Origin of the sequence: Kitasatospora sp. NPDC051853, assembly GCF_044452665.1 — a bacterium.
Classification (GTDB): Bacteria; Actinomycetota; Actinomycetes; order Streptomycetales; family Streptomycetaceae; genus Kitasatospora.
In genome coordinates this window covers 96,591-117,509 of record NZ_JBITBY010000002.1, presented here as the reverse complement: position 1 = coordinate 117,509, position 20,919 = coordinate 96,591, and the positions used below count along the sequence as shown (strand labels likewise).

The window sequence follows — 20,919 nt, the reverse complement described above, 5'->3', positions numbered from 1 at the left end:
GCCCCCGGTCACTCCGGCCGGGGGCCTTCGCCGTCCCCTTCGGTGCCGTTCTCCCCGGTGACCCCGCCCGGCGCCCAGAGGGCGACCGCGGCGGCGAGCGCCGCACCCGCCACCGCGAGCAGCGCCACCAGCGGGCCGGGTGCGGCACGGCCCACCGGGACGGCCGCGGCCGCCAGCACCAGGGCGGCGGCGCCGTACGCGGCGGCCGGGGCCGGCTGCCGGCGGGGGGACGGCGCGGCGGAGCCGGAGGTGAGCCGGTCCACGTACAGCAGGTAGCCGAGCAGCAGGGCGGTGAACGCGGCCGCCAGCCAGAGCGGCGGCCCGCCGAGGGCGGCGAGGAGCACGCAGCCGGTGGCGAAGGCGGTGGGGCGGTGCCGGGAGAGCACGGCCTGCCAGTTCGAGCCGGACGCCGCGGCGCCGGGCGCGGACGGGGCGGCGAACCAGGCGGCCGGGACGGTGAAGGGCAGCAGCGCGAGCCAGGCGGCGGGGGTGCTGGCCACCGCCGCGTCGGCGGCCAGCACCAGCGCCAGTCCGAGCAGGCGGGCGGTCCACGCGGCGGAGCCCAGCTCGGCGAACAGGCCGGGCAGCCGGCCCGCGGGCGGGGCGGGGGAGGGGCCGCCGGGAGGGCCCGCGGGCGGGGTGGCGGGCTGACGGTTCATCGGTTCCTCCCCTGGACCCGGGCGCGCAGCAGCGGTGCCAGGGTCAGGTCCAGCCCGGCCCCGGGCGTGAGCGGCAGCACCGGGACGCCCCGGGCCCGCAGGGCGAAGCGGCTGGCCTCGCGGTCCGCCTGCCAGAGCCGCACCGAGAGTTCGGCGGCCTCCCGGCGGAGCGCGCCCAGCGCGCGGGTGGAGGGCCGGGGCGAGCCGATCGGCACCTCGATGACCACCACCGGGTTCCCACGGGCCGTCAGGTGCCGCAGCACCTCCAGCACCCGGTGGTCGGTGAGGGTGGTGATCACGTACACCAGGGCGTCGGCCGGGATCGCCTGGCGGGGCAGGCCGGCCAGGTCGGGGACCTGGTAGCCGAGGTCGCGGCGGACCTCCAGGACGGTCTCCACCAGGCGGTGGAAGTAGCCCCCGCCGGTGCCCGGGACCAGCCAGCGGGTGGTGCCGCCGATCGACAGCACGCCGACCCGGTCGTGGCTGCGCAGGTAGGCCCGGGCGATCCCGGCGCCGGCGCGGACGGTCTCGTCCAGGCTGGAGACGCCGTTGGACGGGTCGTAGTAGTCGCCGAGCACGTCCAGCAGCACCACCGTGTCGGCGGCCCGCTCGGCCGCGAACTGGTTGAGCTGCACCGAACCCCGCCGGGTGGTGGACGGCCAGTGGATCCGGCGCTGCCGCTCGCCCCAGACGTGCGGGCGCACCCCCGTCACCTCCACGCCCTCGCCGCGCTGGCGGGCGGTGTGCTCGCCGAGCCGCTCGGGCAGCCGGACCGGGATCGGGGTCAGCGCGGTGTGGGTGGGCATCGGGAAGACCTGCGCCTCGCCCGGATCCACCCGCACGGTGCGCCGGGCCAGCCCGCCGGCGTCGTACACGTCCACGTCCACCGTGCCCAGGCTCCAGCGGCCCCAGCGGTGCGGGGTGAGCCGCAGGGTGACGGTGGTGCCGGTGACCTCCACCGAGTCCACCGACACCCCCGGGCCCGGGTACGGGCGGGGCGCGATCCGGCCGAAGGCGCCGTGCACCGCCAGCTCGATCCGCACCTCGACGGTCTCGCCCTCGAAGCAGCGGCGGGCCGAGACCTCGGCCTCGGCACCGGCCACCGTGGGGCGGCCACCGGCGGAGGTGGACAGCACCAGCAGCACCAGGGGGCCGGCGGCCACCGCCAGCACCCAGGCGTGGCCGGTGAGCAGGGCGGCGGACACCGCCGCGACGGTGAGGGTGAACAGCCGCAGGGTCCGCTCGCTGGCCCGCCAGTGCGCGGGCGGCTCGGCCGGGGGCTGCGCCAGGGCGAGCGGGGCCGGGTCGCCGGGCGCCGCCGCTCCTCGACGGGGCGTCACGTTCACGGCCGTCCGGCCCCGGCGCCCACGCCGCCGGTGCCCACGCCGCCGCCGGTGGGCGCGGCCGGGACGGTCTGCGGGGCCTTGACGTTCGGCACCAGCCCGGCGACCACCGCGTCGGCGTCGATCTGACGCACCCACAGCTCCGGCTGGAGCGAGATCCGGTGGGCCAGGGCCGGGACCACCAGGCCCTTGACGTCCTCCGGCACCACGTAGTCCCGGCCGTCCAGCAGCGCCCGGGCCCGGGCCAGCTGCACCAGCGCCAGGCCGCCGCGCGGCGAGGCGCCCACCTGGATCTGCGGGTGGGAGCGGGTGGCGTCCAGCAGGGCCACCACGTACGCCACCAGGTCGTCGTCCACCTCGACCCGCTCCAGGGCGGCGCGCATCGCCAGCACCTGGGCCGGGTCGGTGAGCCGCCGCACGGTGGGCTCGGGGGCCGAACGGTCCAGCCGGGCGCGGAGCATGGCCGCCTCCTGGTCGGTGGCCAGGTAGCCCATCCGGACCCGGAGCAGGAAGCGGTCCAGCTGGGCCTCGGGCAGGCCATAGGTGCCCTCGTACTCGATCGGGTTGGCGGTGGCGATCACCACGAACGGGTCCGGCAGCTTCCGGGTCACCCCGTCCACCGAGACCTGGGCCTCGGCCATCGCCTCCAGCAGCGCGGCCTGGGTCTTCGGGGGCGTGCGGTTGATCTCGTCGGCCAGCAGCAGGTGGGTGAAGACCGGGCCCGGCCGGAAGACCATCTCGCCGCTCGACTGGTCGTAGAACGGCGCACCGGAGACGTCCGAGGGCAGCAGGTCCGGGGTGAACTGGATGCGCCGGAAGTCCAGACCCAGCGCGGTGGCGAAGGAGCGGGCCAGCAGGGTCTTGCCCAGACCCGGCAGGTCCTCGATCAGCACGTGGCCGCCGGCCAGCACGCCGAGCATCACCAGTTCCAGCGCCTCCGGCTTGCCGACCACGGCGCTGCCGACCTCGTCCAGCACCTCGCGGGCCAGCGCCCCGGCCTGACGCGGGGTCAGCGCGGGGACCGGTCCGGCGGGGGCTGCGGCTTCGGTGATGGTCACGGGACTCCTCGATGGCTGGTCGTCGTCGGTGGTGGGGCGGCGCGGGTCAGACGGTGTGCAGACCGTCCACGGCGGAGCGGAGCAGGGCGGGCGGCACCGGGCCCTCGAACTCGGTGTCCGGTGCGATCAGCCGCCAGACGCCCGGCCCCACCAGGGCGGCGGCCGCCTCCGGGTCCTGGTGCGGCGAGACGCCGTGACGTTCCGTCAGCCGGGCGTCGTAGAGGCGCAGCAGCCGCGCGCGGAGCAGCGCCACGTCCTCCTCGTGGCCGGCCAGCGCACCCTCCACCGCCGGGCGCCAGTCGCCCAGACCGGCCACCCGCTGCTCGACCATGCGCTGGGTCCGCGAGGAGAGGCCGTCCTCGGACTCGGCCCCCGCCACGTACCGGGCGGTCACCAGCGCGGCCACCGTGAACACCACGGCCCCGGCGGTCGCGGCGGCCGCCCCGGCGGTCAGCGCCAACAGGAGCTCGGCGGCGGCCGCCGTCCCGGCCAGGACGGCCAGCGACCACGCGCCCACGGACCGGCGGCGGGTCGGCCGGGGGCCGGCCGGGGCGTGGCGGTCCGGCCGGGGGCGGCCCTGGGCGTAGCGGCCCGTCATCGGGCCTCCTCGGTCGGTGCGGTCGACGTGGCGCTCGGTACGGCCGGGGCGGCGGGGTGGCCGAGCTGGGCGGCGATGGCGTCCAGGGCGGCCCGGGCCCCGGCCAGCTGCTCCTCGCCCATCGGGTGGCTGGAGTACCGCGCCTCGCGGAACAGCGCCGCCAGCGCCTGCGGGTGAGGGCCCGTCACCACCCCGGCCAGGGCGGCCCGGTGCAGCAGGTCCGCCGGGCTGTCCGAGTGGTGCCGGGCCACGCCGGACTCGGCGAGCGAGGTCTCCATCGCCAGGTAGCAGGCGATCACGGCGGTCCGGGCGTCGCTGCCGGTCAGCGCCCGGCGGCCGGAGGCGACCGCCTCGGCCAGCGCCTCCTCGCCGATCGCCCCGGCCTTGGCACCGGCCCCGAGACGGGCGCGGCGCCCACGGCGGCGGCGGTCCTGGAACCAGCGGACCACCTGCACCACCACGATCACCAGGAGCGCCAGCAGCAGGGCGAGCGCGATCAGCAGCACCAGGACCTCCACCCAGGAGGTGTCCGTGCTCGGACGCCCCGGGTCCGCCGCCCGGCTCAGCGAGGGGGAGGGGGTCGGGGCGGGCTCGGGCGGGACGGCGTGGTCGCAGGACTTCGCGGCGAGCAGGAGGAGGAAGAGCGGCAGGACGACCACCGTCAGCCGCAGCACCGTGGTGGCGGCCGCGGCCAGCCGTTCGGCCACCGGGCTCAGCTGCCCCTGCCACGCCTCGCGGAGTACGGCCCGGTCCTTGGCGGCCAGCACGATCCCGCCGACCCCGAAGGCCAGGCCGAGCAGCCAGCCGTAGCGCGCCAGCGGCCCGGTGGCCGCCAGCAGGCCGGGCCCCTCGGACGGCCGCAGCGCCAACGCGGCGAAGGCCAGACAGCCCACCGCCACCAGAGCCAGTACCGGCCGCAGCCGCCCCCCTGGCCCGGGCACACGTCCGCCCATGGCGGTGCCTCCCCCGTACGTCCCCCGTGCAGCGAATTCGTGCAGCTTCGCACACGAGTGGTCGCGCTGTCAGCAGCCGGATCACCGTGACGGGGTGACTGAGGAGGCGTCAGGCACCTTCTGCTGCCCGGGTGGTCGCCACCCCGTGCCCGTCCGGGCAGGGGCGGCCGACCCGCCCTGACGGGCCGTCCGGCAGGGGTGCCGCGCGTCCGGGGGTGTCCGGGGCGTCCCCGGGTGTCAGTCCTCGCTGCGGATGATGGCGAAGCGGGCGCCGAAGGGGTCGGTGAGCCAGGCCATCCGGCCGATGCCCGGGGCGTCCATGCCGGGGAGCAGGACGGCACCGCCGGAGGCCGTCGCGCGGTCGATGGCCGCGTCCGGGGCGGTGACCTCGAAGTAGGGGAGCCAGACGGCCTCGTCGTGGCCGGGCTGGGCGGGGGCGATGCCGCCGAAGGAGGCGCGCTGCTGGTCCTCGCCCTCGGCGGTGGAGAGCACGGTGTAGGTCATCCCCGGCACCTCCACCCGCTCGTACCGCCAGCCGAACAGCGCGCCGTAGAAGCCCTGCGCCCCCTGCGGGTCGGGCGTGTGCAGCTCCGCCCAGCAGAAGGTGCCGGGGACGGTGGTGGCCTCCAGCCCCGCGATGCCGCCCGGCTGCCAGACCGCGAACCGGCCGCCCGCCGGATCGGTGAACGCCGCCAGCCGCCCCGCGTCGGAGACGTCGTCGGGGGAGACCCGCACGGTGCCGCCCGCCTGCTCGACGGCCTTGGCGGTGCCCTCCGCGTCCGGGGTCCCGAAGTACACCGTCCAGGCGGAGTGCGCGCCCTCCTCGGTGAGCGGGCCGAGCGCGGCGACCGTCCTCCCGTCCTGCCGGAAGAAGCCGTACCCGCCGGCCCCGTACCCGGAGGGCTCGAAGGACCAGCCGAACACCGCCCCGTAGAACGCGGCGGCCGCCGCAGTGTCCGGGCTGCCCAGGTCGAGCCAGTTCGGCGAACCGGTCCGGAAGTCGGTGCTGAGCATGGCGGAGCGCTCCCTCGGAGGACGATGGCCCGGGACCCGCCCAGCCTGCCACCGCCCACCGACAACCGCCCGCCCGGCCTGACGGACCGTCACCCGAACGGCAGGACCACCCGGAGCGCCTCCACCGCTTCGCGCTCCCCGGCGACCTCGACCGCCGCCCGTTCGCCGCGCCCGAAGGCGAACAGCACCAGCTCGCCGGGCTCGCCCCGGACCTCGACCGCCGGCCCGCCCTGCCGGCCCACCGCCACCGAGCGGCCGTCCGGCCGCCGCAGCACCAGCAGGACCGGCAGCCGCCGCCCGGCCTCCAGCCGGACCAGCAGCGGCAGCCGCTTCCACAGCAGCTCCGCCATCGACGGGGCGACCGGCTCCGGCTTCCACCCGGGCCCGGCCCGGCGGACGTCCTCGGCGTGCACGTAGTACTCGACCAGGTTGGCCGCCTCGTCCACCCCCGGCAGCGCGAACGGCGACAGGCCCGGGCCGGTGCGGACCAGCCGCAGCAGCTCCTCGTACGGGCGGGCCCGGTACCGCTCCTGCACCCGGGCCGTCCACCCCGCCAGCGGCCCGATCCGGATGCCGGCCGCCGCGTCCAACCGCCGCTCCCGCAGCACCAGATGGGCCGCCAGGTCCCGGGTGGTCCACCCGACGCAGAGCGTCGGGGCCTCCGGCCCCGCCGACTCCAGCAACCCGGCCAGCCGCTCCCGCTCCCCGCGCGCAAAGCTCGTCATGCGGCCACCTTAGACCGACCGGCTCGCGGCGTTGAGCCGTCCACCTCGTAGGCCCCTCCTCGGTCACCGACGGCCGGGGTCAGGGGGAGGCGGTCGCTCCGGTGAGGTGGCCGGTGAGCTTGCGGCCCTGCTGGCTGTTGCTCGCGGAGAGGGTGCAGGAGGCGTCGCGGTGCCCCTGGCCGTAGAACTTCACCGAGGGCCCGATCGGGTAGCCGAAGTACGGGCCGCCGGAGGGCTGCCGGGCCTGCCAGTCGGTGGCCGGCTGACGGCAGAGTTCGCGCAGGGCCTTGGCGATGTCGGCGTCGTCGGCCAGGCCCTCGGGGAGCTTGACCACGGCCACCGCCTCGCCGTCGTGCGGGGCCTCGCAGGGGCGCAGCTCGGGCAGCGTGATCACCTTGCTGAGCTGCGGGTGGTCGAAGCACTCGCCCGGCCAGAAGAACGGGTACGGCAGCCGCTCCCGGGTCGGCGAGGGGCTGGGCGACGGCGAGGCGCTCGGGCTCGGCGGCGGGGCCGCCACCTTCTTCCGCTCCGGCTCCGGCCACAGCAGCACCACGACACCGGCCACCAGCACCACCACGGCCACCACCGTGGCCACCACCCGACGCCGCCTCATCCCAGCCCCCTCAGCTCTCCCGGAGCCCACATTCTGTCCGCCCGCACCCCGCCCCGTCAGGACATTCGCCGACCCGGTCCAGGCCGCGCGGCCTGGACCGGGCGGCAGCAGCATGGAGGGAGGACGAGCCACCGGAGGCGGCCATGTGGTGGGAGCCCACGGATCCGGAGACGGTGCGGTTACACGGGGAGGTGAACGGTCTGCTGGCCCCGCTGCGGGCGGCGCTCGGGCGTGTCGAGCCGTTCCGGCAGCCGCTGGTCTGGGGAGTCGGCAGCGCTCCGGGGGCGGACGGCCGGTGGACCCACCCGCTGCTGGTGGTGAACGCCGCGGAGACCGGTCAGGCCGGACCCGGCCGCTACCGCTGGGAGGAGTTCCGCCGGCTCCGCTCGCCGGTGGCGGAGGAGCTGGACCGCTGGGGCCTGCCGCCCCGGACCTGGATCGACGTGACCGGCCGTCCGGTCCCGGCCGCCCGGGTCGATCCGACCGACCAGGTGCTGGCCCCGCCCGGTGGCCTGGCCACCGTCGGCCTGACCTGCACCCACGGGGGCGCACCGGCCTTCCTGACGGCCGGTCACCTGGTCTCCGGCAGCGGCGGCCGGGTGGAGGTCGCGGCCACCGGCGGGGACGGGGTGGCGGCCGTCGGCCGGGGCGGGGTGGCGGCGACCGGCCGGGGAGCCCCGCTCGGCTGGGTGAGCGGCCAAGTGGTCGACTGGCACGACCCGTTGGGCCTCGGGCCGGCCGGCGGCTACGACTACGCGGTGGTCCGGGTGACTCCGCCGGACGGCACCGCCACCGTCACCCACCGCGGCCCGCTGCCCGCGTCCGGCCCGCCGGGCGGACCGTTCGCCGTCTCCGTCTACGGCGGCCGGGCCGGCCGCTGCCGGGGCACCGTCACCGGCGCGCTCGACCAGCTCGGCGACGCCGACCGGCAGTGGCTGACGGTCTGGCAGGTCGCCACCTCCGGCCCGCTCGGGCACGGCGACTCCGGCAGCCTCGTGATGGTCGACTCCGGTCCCCACCGGGGCCGCGTACTGGGCCACCTCGTCGGTGGCACGGTGACCGTCCCGCACGCCTTCGACCACTGCTACGTCCAGGACCTGCGCGCCTGCCTCGACCGCCCGGACGGGCCGGACGTGTCCCTCTGACGGGACCGCCGACGAGACCTCCCGCCCCCGCCGAACCCGCTGACGCGGTGCACACTCCACCCGGAGGACCCGATGAGCACCATCCCCAGCATCGCCAGGGCGGCCCGCCTCCGCACCGAGGCCGCCGCCGTGCCCGTCCCCGGCCCGCCCGGGACGAAGACCGTCACGCTCCGGGCGGCCGGCCCCCAGCAGGGCGCCGCCACCCCGGAGGCCAAGGGCCGGACCGCCGACATCAGTTCGCTGCTCAACACCGTCCCGGTGGAGGTGGTGGCGCTCTACACCACCGTGCTCGGCGTGCTCACCAGCGTGCTGGCGGCCGACGCGCGGGACAGCTACCTCCCGCTGCGGTGGTGCCTCTACGGGGGCTGCGTGCTCGCCACCGTGCTGGCCGTCCCGCTCGCGTACTCCCTCGACAAGGCGCCGGACGCCTCCCGGCAGGCCGTCGTGGCCGATCCGCAGAAGCCGCCGGGGGTGGACGGCCCCGCCGCCGCGCCACCCGCCGAGCCGGCGCCGTCCGCGCCGCCCGTACCTGGCCGCGACCGGCGGGGGCCGGCCGCGGAGACCTTCATGGCCGCCTTCTCCTTCGCGGTCTGGGGCCTGGTCATCCCCGAGTCCCCGCTGTACCTGCTGCTGGAGGCCCCCACCCTCCCGGTGGCGGTCGCCCTGCTCAGCGCCGCCGGGGCCTTCGTGGCCAACAACGTCTTCGGCCCCTGGCTGGACCGCCCGGCCCGCCGGGTCAGGATCTCCTGGAGCTGACCCGGCCGAGCCCGGCCGGTACCCTGCCTGCGGCACGACCCTGCACCCGAGGGGTCACACACTCATGCGCGTAGGCATCACCGGTCACGAGGGCCTGTCCGATCTCAGCGAGATGCTCGTCCGGGGCGAGCTCTGGCGCCTCGTCACCTCCCACACCCCGCACGACCTGGTCGGCGTCAGCTGCCTCGGGCAGGGCCCGGAGAGCTGGTTCGCCCAGTCGGTGCTGGACCACGGCGGCAAGCTGGAGGTCGTCCTCTCCGCCTCCGCCTCCCGGGCGGGCGCCTTCGCCGGCCCCGGCCGCTCCACCGTCCGGGCCCTGCTCAACCAGGCCAACGCCGTGCACCGACTGGCACCCGAGGAGTTCGGCGGCCTCGGCGACGACACCTGCACGGCGGTGGTCGGCATGGTCGACGAGCTGATCGCGGTCTGGGACGGCGTCACCCCGGGCGCCCCGGCCGAGCTGGTGGCGGCCGCCCGCCGGGCCGGGCTGTACGTGGAGGTGGTCTGGCCGGCGGGGTGCGAGAGCCCGTCGGCGGAGTGAGCCGCACACCCCTCGGACGGCGGCCGGACGAGCCGGGCCGAGCTGCCACAATGGGGCCCATGTCGATCACTCCCGCCGTCCCCGGCAGCACCGCGCTCGACCCGGCGATCGCCGCCAGGCTCAAGCGCACCGCCGACGGCCTGCTCCCCGCCGTGGCCCAGCAGTACGACACCGGCGAGGTGTTGATGCTCGGTTGGATGGACGACGAGGCGCTGCACCGCACCCTCACCACCGGCCGCTGCACCTACTGGAGCCGCAGCCGCAACGAGTACTGGGTCAAGGGCGACACCTCCGGCCACGTCCAGGCGGTCAAGTCGGTCGCCCTGGACTGCGACGGCGACACCCTGCTGGTGAAGGTCGACCAGACCGGCGCGGCCTGCCACACCGGTGCCCGTACCTGCTTCGACGCCGACGTGCTCCCGCTCTCCTGAACCACCGACCCTCCCCCTCCGACCGAACGGTGCCAGGCCCCATGGATCTCGAGACCTTCCGCAAACTCGCAGTGGACACCCGGGTCATCCCGGTCTCCCGTCGGCTCCTCGCGGACGGCCTCACCCCGATCGGGCTCTACCGCAGCCTGGCCGGGGAGCGTCCGGGCACCTTCCTGCTGGAGTCGGCCGAGCAGGGCAACTGGTCGCGCTACTCCTTCGTCGGGGTGCGCAGCGCGGCCACCCTCACCGCCGACCAGGACGGCAACGCCCGCTGGCACGGCACCCCGCCGGTCGGCATCCCCACCACCGGCGACCCGCTCGCGGTGCTGCGCGCCACCCTGGAGGCGCTGCACACCCCGCGCCACGACGACGACGGCCTGCCGCCGCTCACCGGCGGCCTGGTCGGCTACCTGGGCTACGACGTGGTGCGGCGGCTGGAGAAGCTGCCCAACCTCACCCCGGACGACCTCAAGCTCCCCGAGCTGACCATGCTGCTGGCCACCGACCTCGCGGTGCTGGACCACGCCGACGGCTCGGTGGTGCTGATCGCCAACGCGGTCAACCACAACGACCTGGCCTCCGGCGTGGACGAGGCGTACGCGGACGCGGTGGCCCGGCTGGACGCCATGCAGACCGACCTGGCCCGGCCGGTCGACCCGGGCCTGGCCACCTTCACCCCGACCTCGGTGGACGCGCACTCGCCGTTCGGCGGGGCGCCCTACCGGGCCGCGGTGGAGGAGGTCAAGGAGCGCATCCGGGCCGGCGAGGCGTTCCAGGTGGTGCCCTCGCAGCGCTTCGAAGTACCGTGCGCCGCAGGTGCGTTGGACGTCTACCGGGTGCTGCGCACCACCAACCCCAGCCCGTACATGTACCTGTTCCGCTTCCCCGGCCCGGACGGCACCGCCGAGGGCGGCTTCGACGTGGTCGGCTCCAGCCCGGAGGCGCTGGTCAAGGTGACGGACGGTCAGGCCATGCTGCACCCGATCGCCGGCACCAGGCACCGGGGCGCCACCCCGCACGAGGACGCCGAGCTGGCGGCCGAACTGCTGGCCGACCCCAAGGAGCGGGCCGAGCACCTGATGCTGGTCGACCTGGGCCGCAACGACCTGGGCCGGGTCTGCGAGCCGGGCAGCGTCGAGGTGGTCGACTTCATGTCGATCGAGAAGTACAGCCACGTGATGCACATCGTCTCCACCGTCACCGGCAAGGTGGCCCCCGGCCGCACCGCCTTCGACGTGCTCACCGCCTGCTTCCCGGCCGGCACCCTCTCCGGCGCCCCCAAGCCGCGCGCCATGCGGATCATCGAGGAGCTCGAACCCACCCGCCGCGGCCTCTACGGCGGCTGCGTCGGCTACCTCGACTTCGCCGGCGACTCCGACACCGCCATCGCCATCCGCACCGCCCTGCTGCGCTCCGGCACCGCCTACGTCCAGGCCGGCGCCGGTGTGGTCGCCGACTCCGACCCGCACGCCGAGGACACCGAGTGCCGCAACAAGGCCGCCGCCGTCCTGCGCGCCGTCGCCACGGCCAACACGCTGAAGGCCTCCGGCTGACCCCCGGTGAACCGTCGGTGTACGGCTCGGGGATAGTGGACGGGTGACCACCGAGCTGCCTTCGCCCCGTACCGCCGAACCCGTCGAGACCGCTGCTCCGAGCCCGAAGGGGCGGCGGATGCTCGGGGTGATGCTGGGGTGCACGGTGGTGGGGGCGGTACTGGTGCTGACCGCGGTGAGCCGGGTGTGGGCCGAGGGGACGGCCGGGGGGCAGCTGGCGGTGGAGGCGACCGGGAGTGCGGTGTCGGGGCTGCCGGGCGGGCTGGCGCTGGTCGGGCTGGCCTCGGCGGTGGCGGTGTTCGCGGTGCGCGGGGTCGGCAAGCTGGTGGTCGGCGCGCTGCTGACGCTGGCCGGGCTCGGGGCGGCGGTGGCCGCGGTGCTGGGCGCCACCGACAGCGCCGCACTGCACGCGGCGGCGGCCGGGAAGCTGGCCCTGGTGAGCGCCTCGGCCGAGCAGGTGAGCCACACCGCCTGGCCGTGGGTGGCCTTCGCGGGTGGGCTGCTGCTGGCGGTGGCGGGTGCCCTGACGATCCGTCACGGGCGGTCCTGGCCGGCCATGGGCTCCCGGTACGAGGCCCCGGCCCGCAAGGCCGCGCCGAAGACGAAGGGCAGCGGCACCCCCGCAGACATCTGGCAGGCCCTGGACCGCGGCGAGGACCCGACCGCCTAGGGAGCGCCCCGCAGGGGCGCGGGGAACGGCGCGCAGGGGAACGGCAGCACCTGCAACTGGCTCGCCTGCCCCGATCTGGCTCTGGTCCGCCTTCCGTACTCGCGCAGTTCCCCGCGCCCCCGGTGTAGCCATCGCGGCGGACCCCCGCTTGGGGTCGGGTGTGTGGGCCCGGCACAATGGACGAGTCAACCCGACGGGCGCCCGCAGCCCGGCCGGGCCCCGCAGATTCAAGGAGCACCATCAGATGTCGGCAACCGCGCACGGCCACACTCCCGCCGCCTGGACCGGCTCGACCATCGCCTTCATCGGCTTCACGGTCAGCGGCGTTGCGATGATCATCCCCGCCGTCTGGCTCTTCTGGGTGGGCCTGGGCGTGGTCCTGCTCGGCGGCGTCGTCGGCAAGGCGATGTCGATGGCGGGCATGGGCAAGCAGCCCAGCCAGTACTTCGCCACCCCGGAGGAGACCATCGCCCGTCGCGAGCTGGCCGCCAAGGCCGCCGCGGGCGTCTGAGTCACCTTCGACGAACGGGAGCGGTGGGGCGCGCGGAGCGCCCCGCCGCTCCCGTTCGCATGACACGCACCCCCGGCTGAGGGGTGCGCCCCGGCCCCGGGGGCAGAATCGGCCCTGTGACCGCCGCCCCGCAGCCGAAGCCCGCCGCCGCCCCGCCCTCCCGGGCGCGCCGCGCGGCCCGTCCGCTGCTGGCGCTGGCGGCGGTGGCGATCCCCACCCTCTACGTGGCCGCGGTCGACCCGAACACCCCCGGCCACTACCCGGTCTGCCCGGTGCTGGCCGCCACCGGCTGGTGGTGCCCGGGCTGCGGCGGTCTGCGGGCGGTGCACGCACTGGCCCACGGGGACCTGGCCACGGCCGCGCACGACAACCTGCTGGTGGTGGTGCTGGCGGTGGTCGCCGGGGTGCTGTGGAGCGGCTGGCTCTGGGCCGCGCTGACCGGCGGGCGGGCGCCGAGGGTCCGGTTCGGGGTGCCGCAGGCGGTGCTCCTGCTGCTGGTGCTGGCGGTGTTCATGGTCTACCGCAACCTGCCGGTGGGGGCCGCGCTGGCACCTCCGGTGGTCTGACGGAGTCCGGTTCACGGCGCGTGGCCAGGTCCGCTCCGCGAGACGCGCGCCGGGCGGATGCGGTTCGCGCCCCCCGCGCCCGATACCATCGAGGAGCCGACGGGGGCCGGACGTTCCGCGCCGTTCAGCAGGACGGAGCAGGACGGAGTCCGCCGCCCGCGGTGTAACACCCGACGAGCCGGGCATGCGCCCGGCGGAATGATGGGGGCGCCCGCGTGAGTGTGCTCGACGAGATCATCGACGGGGTCCGGGAGGACCTCGCCGAGCGGCAGTCCCGGGTCTCCCTGGACCAGCTCAAGGAGCTGGCCGCGAAGGCCCCCGACGCCAAGGACGGGGTGGCCGCGCTGCGCGGTGACGGCGTCCGGGTGATCTGCGAGGTCAAGCGCTCCAGCCCGTCCAAGGGTGCCCTGGCGGCGATCGCCGACCCGGCCGCCCTGGCGCTCGACTACGCGGCCGGCGGTGCCGCCGCGATCAGCGTGCTGACCGAGCAGCGCCGCTTCGGCGGTTCGCTGGCCGACCTGGACGCCGTCCGGGCGGCGGTGGACACCCCGCTGCTGCGCAAGGACTTCATCGTCACCGCCTACCAGCTCTGGGAGGCCCGCGCCCACGGCGCCGACCTCGCGCTGCTGATCGTGGCGGCCCTGGACCAGCCGGCCCTGGTGTCGCTCATCGAGCGCGCCGAGTCGATCGGGCTCACCCCGCTGGTCGAGGTGCACGACGAGGAGGAGATCGCGCGCGCGGTGGACGCCGGCGCGAAGATCATCGGCGTCAACGCCCGCAACCTCAAGACCCTTGAGGTGGACCGGAACACCTTCGGCAACGTGGTGGACGCCATCCCGGCGCACATCGTGAAGGTGGCCGAGTCCGGCGTGCGCGGCCCGCACGACCTGATCGCCTACGCCAACCTCGGCGCCGACGCGGTGCTGGTCGGCGAGTCGCTGGTGACCGGCAAGGACCCCAAGGCGGCCGTGGCCGACCTGGTGGCCGCCGGTGCCCACCCGGCGCTGCGCAACAACGGGCGGGGCTGACCTCGCGATGACCCTCGCCGCCCGCCTCGCCCCCGGCTGCCGCCCGCGCGGCTGCCGCGCGCCCGCGCGCCGGGTGCTGGGGCGGCGGGTGCGGTACGTGATCGGCTGTGAGCCGGGGCAGGTGCCCGGCCGGCGATGGCGACGGACGCACGGCTGACGCAACGTCAGCACGCACGTCTCACCTGCCATTTCACCGATTCACGAGGACGTAACTGCCATGTCCGAGAAGGACTACCTGCCAGGCACCCAGGTCCCCGACGCCCGGGGGTACTTCGGGGCGTACGGCGGCCGCTTCATCCCGGAGGCGCTGGTCGCCGCCGTCGAGCAGGTCGCCGAGGAGTACGAGAAGGCCAAGGCCGACCCGGCCTTCGCGGCCGAGCTGGACGCGCTGCTGAAGGACTACACCGGCCGCCCGAGCCCGCTCACCGACGTGCACCGGTTCTCCGCCGAGGCCGGCGGGGCGCGGATCCTGCTCAAGCGCGAGGACCTCAACCACACCGGCTCGCACAAGATCAACAACGTGCTGGGCCAGGCGCTGCTGACCCGCCGGATGGGCAAGACCCGGATCATCGCCGAGACCGGCGCCGGCCAGCACGGCGTGGCCACCGCCACCGCCTGCGCGCTGTTCGGCTTCGACTGCACCATCTACATGGGCGAGGTCGACACCCAGCGCCAGGCGCTGAACGTGGCCCGGATGCGGATGCTCGGCGCCGAGGTGGTGGCCGTGAAGTCCGGCAGCCGCACCCTGAAGGACGCCATCAACGAGGCCTTCCGCGACTGGGTGGCCAACGTCGACGACACCCACTACCTGTTCGGCACGGTGGCCGGGCCGCACCCCTTCCCGGCCATGGTCCGGGACTTCCACCGGGTGATCGGCGTGGAGGCCCGCGAGCAGGTGCTGGAGCGGACCGGGAAGCTCCCGGACGCGGTGGTGGCCTGCGTCGGCGGCGGCTCCAACGCGATGGGCATCTTCCACGAGTTCATCCCGGACGCGGGCGTCCGGCTGATCGGCTGCGAGGCGGCCGGCGAGGGCGTGGACACCGAGAAGCACGCGGCCACCCTGACCAAGGGCGACCCGGGCGTGCTGCACGGCTCGCGCACCTACGTGCTCCAGGACGAGGACGGCCAGACCATCGAGTCGCACTCGATCTCGGCCGGCCTGGACTACCCGGGCGTCGGCCCGGAGCACGCCTGGCTGAAGGACACCGGCCGGGCCGAGTACCGCCCGGTGACCGACGACGAGGCGATGCAGGCGCTGCGCCTGCTGTCCCGCACCGAGGGGATCATCCCGGCCATCGAGAGCGCCCACGCGCTCGCCGGGGCGCTCAAGCTCGGGCGCGAGCTGGGCCCGGAGGCGACCATCCTGGTCTCGCTCTCCGGCCGCGGCGACAAGGACATGCACACCGCCGCCGAGTACTTCGGCCTGTACGACGCCGCGCAGAACGACAGCAACGGGGGCAAGTGACCATGGCTTCGAAGTTGAGCTCCGTGCTGGCCGCCGCCAAGGCGGAGGACCGCGCGGCCCTGATCGGCTACCTCCCGGCCGGCTTCCCGACCGTGGACGGCGGGATCGCCGCCGTGAAGGCGCTGATCGAGGGCGGCTGCGACGTGGTCGAGGTCGGCCTGCCGCACTCCGACCCGGTGCTGGACGGCGCGGTCATCCAGACCGCCGACGACATCGCGCTGCGCGGCGGCGTGAAGATCAAGGACGTGATCCGCACCGTCGCCGAGGTGGCCGACGCCCACCCGGAGGCCGCGGTCCTGGTGATGACGTACTGGAACCCGGTCGAGCGCTACGGCGTGGCCCGGTTCGCGGCCGACCTGGCGGCCGCCGGGGGAGCGGGCTGCATCCTGCCCGACCTGCCGGTGGAGGAGTCCGGCGAGTGGCGCGCGGCCGCGGCCGAGCACGGTCTGGACACCGTGTTCGTGGTCGCGCCGAGCAGCAAGGACGCCCGCCTGGCCGAGGTGACGGCGGCCGGCTCCGGCTTCGTCTACGCCGCCGCGGTGATGGGCGTGACGGGCACCCGGGCCGCCGTCGGCTCGATGGCCGAGGACCTGGTCGCCCGCACCCGGGCCACCACCGAGCTGCCGGTCTGCGTCGGCCTCGGGGTCTCCAACGCGACCCAGGCCGCCGAGGTGGCCGGCTTCGCGGACGGCGTGATCGTCGGCTCCGCCTTCGTCCAGCGCATCCTGGACGCGGACGGCGAGCCGGCCGCGCTGGACGCGGTCCGCTCGCTCGCCGCCGAACTGGCCGAGGGCGTCCGCAAGCGCTGACACCACCACCCGCCCGACCGAGGCCCGTGCGAACCCCCTGGGTACGCACGGGCCTTCGTCACCCCCGGGGAGCGCCCCGCAGGGGCGCGGGGAACTGCGCGAGTTCGGAAGGCGGACCAGGGCCAGGTCGGGGCAGGTGAGCCGGTTGCACGTGCTGCCGTTCCCCTGCGCGCAGTTCCCCGCGCCCCTGCGGGGCGCTCCCCGGTGTGCCGCGTCAGGGACGACACCCCGGTGAGCTGCCCCGTCCGGGTGAAGTACCGGGCTGCCACGCATCGGTGGGGATTGACCGGCGTTGAGTGGAGGGACGAGTTCGTGTGCGGTACGGACCGTTCCCGACCGAAGGAGTCCATCCAGTGCCCTGTTTCCACCGTGCCGTCCTGCTCCGGGCAGCGGTCGCCGCCCTGGTGCTCGGCGTGGCGATGGGGGCGGAGGCGACGGTCGGCCCGGCGATGGCCCGGCGCGGGGTGGAGCGGGCCGAGCACGAGGCGTACCGCTGCGGCCAGTTGGCCAGTGCGGACTCGGCGGCCCGGGCCGGGCGTTCGCAGCCCGAGGGCCGGCCGCCGCTGGACCGGGCGGCGGCCGAGCGGCTGCGCTGCCGTCAGCTGCGCTGACGCACCGTCGGAGAGATCGGACATACGCACTATTCCATCACTCATTCGGCTTAAGGTGCGAATGTGGAGTAACCGCCATTCATCCCCTACGGTTCATCAGGAAGCGTGAGCGGAAGCCACGTCACGACGCACCGATGGGGGAGGACACCCGATGGCCAGTCAGCAGACCGCCGAGCGTCCGGGCGGGGGCACCGCCCTGCGCAGGGCGGTGGACGGCCTGCCCGGCGAGTGGTTCGGGCTGGTGGTCCGGCTCGGCCTGGCGGTGGTCTGGGCCTGGGCCGGGCTGGCGAAGATCGCCGATCCGGCGGAGGCCGCCCAGGCGGTGCGGGCGTACGAGATCCTGCCCGAGTCCCTGGTCAAGCCGGTGGGCTACGGGCTGCCGTTCCTCGAAGTGACGCTCGCCCTGCTGCTGTTGATCGGTCTGGGCACCCGGATCGTCGCGGTGGTCTCGGCCCTGCTGCTGCTCGCCTTCATCGCCGGGATCGCCTCCGCGTGGGCCCGGGGCATCTCGATCGACTGCGGCTGCTTCGGCGGCGGCGGTGCGGTCGACTCCTCGAAGACCGAGTACGCGCAGGAGATCGCGCGTGACACCGGCTTCCTGCTGTTGGCTGCCTGGCTGGTCTGGCGGCCGAGGACCAAGCTCTCGGCCGACGCCTGGCTCAACGCCTGAACGGCCCGCGCCCGCCCCGGACCTGACGGACTCCCGACGACTTTCCCCGCCCACCCGGCCCCCACCTTGGACGTACCGAGACATGAGCGAGAAGAACCGAGAAGGCAAGCGCACCGCCCGCGAGCGGATGCTGGAGGAGCGGGCCGCGGAGGAGGCCCGGGACAAGCGGAAGAAGAAGCTGATCGCCGGTGGCGCGGTGCTCGCGGTGATCGCGGCCGGCGTGGTGATCGGCGTGGTGGTGCAGAACCAGCGCGACAAGCCGGACACCCCCGTCGCGCACCCGGCCGGGACGATCGGCGAGAAGAACCTGATCATCCCGGACGGCCCGTCCAACGCCCCCTCCACGCTCACCGTCTACGAGGACCCGCGGTGCCCCGCCTGCGGCATCTTCGAGCGTGAATTCGCTTCCACGGTCGACCAGTTGGAGGATGCCGGGAAGCTCCAGGGGAACTACCACATCGTCTCCTTCATCGACCGCTCGCTCGGCGGCAAGGGCTCCAAGTACGGTGCCAACGCGCTGGGCTGCGCGCAGGACGCGGGCAAGTTCCGCGCGTACCACGACCTGCTCTACAAGAACCAGCCCGAGGAGACCGCCGACACCTTCGGCACCAAGTCGACCCTGATCGACCTGGCCAAGCAGGTGCCGGGTCTGGACTCGCCGGCCTTCGAGAGCTGCGTCAACGACAACAAGTACGCGGACTGGGTCTCGGCGGTGCAGCAGGACTTCGACAAGTCCAGCTACAAGTCGACCCCGACGGTGCTGCTCAACGGCCAGCCGATCTACCCGAAGAACGCGGCCGGCGAGCAGATCTCCCCGGAGAACCTGGTGAAGTGGGTGGACGCGGCCAACGCCGGCAAGCAGCTCGGCACGGTGGCGAGCCCGGCCGCGAGCCCGGCCCAGTAGCGGAACGTTCGGAAGCTGTGACCCCGCGCGGTACCGGTGTGCCGGGCGGGGTCGGGTAGCGTCGACCCTGCCATGGATCTCGCATACATTCCGAGCCCGTCGCGGGGCGTCCTCTACCTGGGGCCGGTCCCGCTGCGTGCCTACGCGTTCTGCATCATCATCGGTGTCGTCGTGGCCGTCTGGCTCGGCAGCAAGCGCTGGGTCGCCCGCGGCGGCGCCAAGCACACCGTCGGGGACATCGCCGTCTGGGCGGTGCCGTTCGGCCTGGTGGGCGGCCGCCTCTACCACGTGATCACCGACAACCAGCTCTACTTCGGGGAGGGCCGGAACCCGGTCGACGCCCTGAAGATCTGGGAGGGCGGCCTCGGCATCTGGGGCGCCATCGCCTTCGGTGCCGTCGGTGCCTGGATCGGCGCCCGCCGCCGGGGCGTCCCGCTGCCCGCCTACGCCGACGCGATCGCCCCCGGCATCGCGCTGGCCCAGGCCTGCGGCCGCTGGGGCAACTGGTTCAACCAGGAGCTGTACGGCCGGGCCACCGACCTCCCGTGGGGCCTGGAGATCGACAAGGTGGAGGCCGACGGCACCGTCGTGCAGGGCGTCTTCCACCCGACCTTCCTCTACGAGTCGCTCTGGTGCGTCGGCGTCGCCCTGCTGGTGATCTGGGCCGACAAGCGCTTCACCCTGGGCCACGGCCGGGCCTTCGCGGTCTACGTCGCCGCGTACAGCGTCGGCCGGTTCTGGGTCGAGGGCCTGCGGATCGACGAGGCGCACCACTTCCTGGGCTTCCGCCTCAACGAGTGGACCGCGATCCTCACCTTCGTCGCCGCCATCGTCTACCTGGTGGTGGTCGGCCGGCTGCGCCCCGGCCGCGAGGCCCCGGACAGCATCGACCCGGCCTCGAACGTGGGCGAACTGACGGTGTCCGCACCGGACTCCGCCGACGGTGCTGCGGAGGACGCGCAGCCGCCCGCCGACTCCGACCGACCCGAGTCCGACCACAAGTCCTGACCTGCGCCTTCCCAACTCCTCGGCCGCCCGCACCGCTTGGTGCCGGGCGGCCGAAGTCGTGTTCGGGAAGCCTTACTTTGCTGGAAAGCCCCGATACATCGGACTACCTTTCAAATCGTCACGAGGAGACCGCAACCACCTTCCGAAGGGGGGCCGTTCGCCATGGCCGCGATCATTGCCGAACCGATCGCCGAGGAGAACCCGATGCCACGGATCCCGGCCGAGGGGCACCACCGGGACGTCAACGGGGGTTGGCTGCGCCCGGCGGTGTTCGGTGCCATGGACGGCCTGGTCTCCAACTTCGCGCTGATGACCGGCGTGGTCGGCGGGGCCGCCTCGCCGGGCACGGTGATCATCACCGGGCTGGCCGGCCTGGCGGCCGGCGCCTGCTCGATGGCGGCGGGGGAGTACACCTCGGTGGCCTCCCAGCGCGAACTGGTCGAGGCCGAGATCGAGGCCGAGCGGCTGGAGCTGCGCCGCAACCCGCAGGGCGAGCTGGCCGAGCTGGCCGAGCTCTACGTCTCGCGCGGGGTGGAGCCGGAGCTGGCGAGGGAGGTGGCCCGGCAGCTCTCCGCCGACCCGGAGCAGGCGCTGGAGATCCACGCCCGCGAGGAGCTCGGGGTGGACCCGACCGATCTGCCCTCCCCGATGGTGGCGGCGGTCTCCTCCTTCTCCTGCTTCGCGGCCGGCGCGCTGCTCCCGCTGCTGCCCTACCTGCTGGGCGCCACCTCGCTGGCCCCGGCCCTGGTGCTCTCGCTGATCGGGCTCTTCCTGTGCGGTGCGGTGGTGGCCCGGGTGACCGCCCGGACGTGGTGGTTCAGCGGTCTGCGCCAGCTGGTGCTGGGCGGCGCCGCGGCGGCCGTGACCTACGGGCTGGGCGCGCTGATCGGCGGCCGGATCGGCTGACCGGGCGAGCATGGTTATGACATTGCACACATGGTTTCGCGGCCCGACCTGCGCAGATCCCGGCTGATCCGTGGTCCGGCCGCAGAATCTCATGCCGTGCTCGCCGATCGGCGCAGGATTCGCAGGGCGCCCGTTCTCAGTATGTGGACAGGGGATTACGCCCCTGTTTCGCCCCCGGGTGCAGGGGGCACACTGGTGGGGGCACGCGGCCGCGAACAAGCTTTCGGCCCGTCCCCGATCCGTCAGGTTGAGCGCCCTGACCAGGGCGGACTGTCCGCACTGTGGACGAGAAATCCCACTGTCCGGTCAATCCGACATCATGTAACCTGCACGAAATCGCATGAGGGCCAACGTCGTCCCTACTGCACCAAGCACTTGCCAG

The 20,919-nt window shown here is 74.8% G+C and carries 25 protein-coding genes; 17 read left to right on the top strand and 8 right to left on the bottom strand.

Translation table 11 applies throughout. From position 1 onward, the window contains the following. Positions 1-8: 8 nt before the first annotated feature. The 8 genes from ACIA8O_RS05345 to ACIA8O_RS05310 form a co-directional block, all read right to left on the bottom strand. On the bottom strand, positions 9-659 hold the full coding sequence (locus ACIA8O_RS05345) for a hypothetical protein (protein WP_396292206.1): 651 nt from the start codon (positions 657-659) through the stop codon (positions 9-11). Further along, the gene (locus tag ACIA8O_RS05340) at positions 656-1,999 is read right to left on the bottom strand and encodes a DUF58 domain-containing protein (protein WP_396292205.1); all 1,344 of its coding nucleotides are present in this window, start codon (positions 1,997-1,999) and stop codon (positions 656-658) included. Before ACIA8O_RS05340 ends, ACIA8O_RS05345 begins: the two co-directional genes overlap by 4 nt. Before the next feature lie 2 nt (positions 2,000-2,001). Beyond that, complete coding sequence (locus ACIA8O_RS05335; RefSeq protein ID WP_396292930.1) at positions 2,002-3,054, bottom strand: AAA family ATPase; 1,053 nt, start codon at positions 3,052-3,054, stop codon at positions 2,002-2,004. Positions 3,055-3,106: 52 nt separating this feature from the next. Beyond that, on the bottom strand, positions 3,107-3,658 hold the full coding sequence (locus ACIA8O_RS05330) for a hypothetical protein (RefSeq protein WP_396292204.1): 552 nt from the start codon (positions 3,656-3,658) through the stop codon (positions 3,107-3,109). Beyond that, the gene (locus ACIA8O_RS05325) at positions 3,655-4,611 is read right to left on the bottom strand and encodes a DUF4129 domain-containing protein (RefSeq protein ID WP_396292203.1); all 957 of its coding nucleotides are present in this window, start codon (positions 4,609-4,611) and stop codon (positions 3,655-3,657) included. Before ACIA8O_RS05325 ends, ACIA8O_RS05330 begins: the two co-directional genes overlap by 4 nt. Positions 4,612-4,848: 237 nt before the next feature. Continuing rightward, complete coding sequence (locus ACIA8O_RS05320) at positions 4,849-5,625, bottom strand: VOC family protein (protein ID WP_396292202.1); 777 nt, start codon at positions 5,623-5,625, stop codon at positions 4,849-4,851. 89 nt (positions 5,626-5,714) lie between these two features. Continuing rightward, positions 5,715-6,350, bottom strand: coding sequence for a TIGR03085 family metal-binding protein (locus tag ACIA8O_RS05315; protein ID WP_396292201.1), 636 nt, complete (start codon positions 6,348-6,350; stop codon positions 5,715-5,717). Positions 6,351-6,429: 79 nt separating this feature from the next. After that, positions 6,430-6,963 carry a hypothetical protein gene (locus tag ACIA8O_RS05310; RefSeq protein ID WP_396292200.1) on the bottom strand — a complete coding sequence of 178 codons (534 nt, stop codon included), beginning with the start codon at positions 6,961-6,963 and terminating at the stop codon, positions 6,430-6,432. A gap of 143 nt (positions 6,964-7,106) precedes the next feature. Between ACIA8O_RS05310 and ACIA8O_RS05305 the strand changes: the two genes are divergently transcribed. The 17 genes from ACIA8O_RS05305 to ACIA8O_RS05225 all read left to right on the top strand — a co-directional run bounded on the left by ACIA8O_RS05305 (position 7,107) and on the right by ACIA8O_RS05225 (position 20,537). Beyond that, positions 7,107-8,108 (top strand): hypothetical protein, encoded by a 1,002-nt coding sequence (locus ACIA8O_RS05305; RefSeq protein WP_396292199.1) that lies wholly within the window; start codon positions 7,107-7,109, stop codon positions 8,106-8,108. A gap of 72 nt (positions 8,109-8,180) precedes the next feature. Next, entirely contained in the window at positions 8,181-8,864 is a 684-nt protein-coding gene (locus ACIA8O_RS05300) for a hypothetical protein (protein WP_396292198.1), read from the top strand. 64 nt (positions 8,865-8,928) lie between these two features. Further along, positions 8,929-9,405 carry a hypothetical protein gene (locus tag ACIA8O_RS05295; protein ID WP_396292197.1) on the top strand — a complete coding sequence of 159 codons (477 nt, stop codon included), beginning with the start codon at positions 8,929-8,931 and terminating at the stop codon, positions 9,403-9,405. A 59-nt stretch (positions 9,406-9,464) separates the two neighbouring features. Beyond that, positions 9,465-9,836 carry a phosphoribosyl-AMP cyclohydrolase gene (gene hisI, locus ACIA8O_RS05290; RefSeq protein WP_396292196.1) on the top strand — a complete coding sequence of 124 codons (372 nt, stop codon included), beginning with the start codon at positions 9,465-9,467 and terminating at the stop codon, positions 9,834-9,836. 41 nt (positions 9,837-9,877) lie between these two features. After that, on the top strand, positions 9,878-11,389 hold the full coding sequence (locus ACIA8O_RS05285) for an anthranilate synthase component I (RefSeq protein WP_396292195.1): 1,512 nt from the start codon (positions 9,878-9,880) through the stop codon (positions 11,387-11,389). 43 nt (positions 11,390-11,432) lie between these two features. Beyond that, the gene (locus ACIA8O_RS05280; RefSeq protein WP_396292194.1) at positions 11,433-12,059 is read left to right on the top strand and encodes a TIGR02234 family membrane protein; all 627 of its coding nucleotides are present in this window, start codon (positions 11,433-11,435) and stop codon (positions 12,057-12,059) included. A gap of 244 nt (positions 12,060-12,303) precedes the next feature. Beyond that, positions 12,304-12,570 (top strand): HGxxPAAW family protein, encoded by a 267-nt coding sequence (locus ACIA8O_RS05275; RefSeq protein WP_396292193.1) that lies wholly within the window; start codon positions 12,304-12,306, stop codon positions 12,568-12,570. Between the two features lie 116 nt (positions 12,571-12,686). After that, entirely contained in the window at positions 12,687-13,136 is a 450-nt protein-coding gene (locus ACIA8O_RS05270; RefSeq protein ID WP_396292192.1) for a DUF2752 domain-containing protein, read from the top strand. 215 nt (positions 13,137-13,351) lie between these two features. Beyond that, entirely contained in the window at positions 13,352-14,164 is an 813-nt protein-coding gene (trpC, locus tag ACIA8O_RS05265; RefSeq protein WP_396292191.1) for an indole-3-glycerol phosphate synthase TrpC, read from the top strand. A gap of 7 nt (positions 14,165-14,171) precedes the next feature. Further along, on the top strand, positions 14,172-14,321 hold the full coding sequence (gene trpM / locus ACIA8O_RS05260; RefSeq protein WP_396292190.1) for a tryptophan biosynthesis modulator TrpM: 150 nt from the start codon (positions 14,172-14,174) through the stop codon (positions 14,319-14,321). Between the two features lie 60 nt (positions 14,322-14,381). Continuing rightward, entirely contained in the window at positions 14,382-15,629 is a 1,248-nt protein-coding gene (gene trpB, locus ACIA8O_RS05255; protein ID WP_396292189.1) for a tryptophan synthase subunit beta, read from the top strand. 2 nt (positions 15,630-15,631) lie between these two features. Then, on the top strand, positions 15,632-16,438 hold the full coding sequence (gene trpA / locus ACIA8O_RS05250) for a tryptophan synthase subunit alpha (RefSeq protein WP_396292188.1): 807 nt from the start codon (positions 15,632-15,634) through the stop codon (positions 16,436-16,438). A gap of 353 nt (positions 16,439-16,791) precedes the next feature. Next, positions 16,792-17,049: a hypothetical protein gene (locus ACIA8O_RS05245; RefSeq protein WP_396292187.1), complete on the top strand. Its 258-nt coding sequence runs from the start codon at positions 16,792-16,794 to the stop codon at positions 17,047-17,049. 151 nt (positions 17,050-17,200) lie between these two features. Continuing rightward, positions 17,201-17,719 carry a MauE/DoxX family redox-associated membrane protein gene (locus ACIA8O_RS05240; protein ID WP_396292186.1) on the top strand — a complete coding sequence of 173 codons (519 nt, stop codon included), beginning with the start codon at positions 17,201-17,203 and terminating at the stop codon, positions 17,717-17,719. Between the two features lie 82 nt (positions 17,720-17,801). Beyond that, entirely contained in the window at positions 17,802-18,623 is an 822-nt protein-coding gene (locus tag ACIA8O_RS05235; RefSeq protein WP_396292185.1) for a DsbA family protein, read from the top strand. A 72-nt stretch (positions 18,624-18,695) separates the two neighbouring features. Next, the gene (lgt, locus tag ACIA8O_RS05230; protein WP_396292184.1) at positions 18,696-19,631 is read left to right on the top strand and encodes a prolipoprotein diacylglyceryl transferase; all 936 of its coding nucleotides are present in this window, start codon (positions 18,696-18,698) and stop codon (positions 19,629-19,631) included. 204 nt (positions 19,632-19,835) lie between these two features. Beyond that, positions 19,836-20,537, top strand: a complete 702-nt coding sequence (locus ACIA8O_RS05225; RefSeq protein WP_396292929.1) for a VIT1/CCC1 transporter family protein — start codon at positions 19,836-19,838, stop codon at positions 20,535-20,537. The last annotated feature ends 382 nt before the right edge of the window (positions 20,538-20,919 follow it).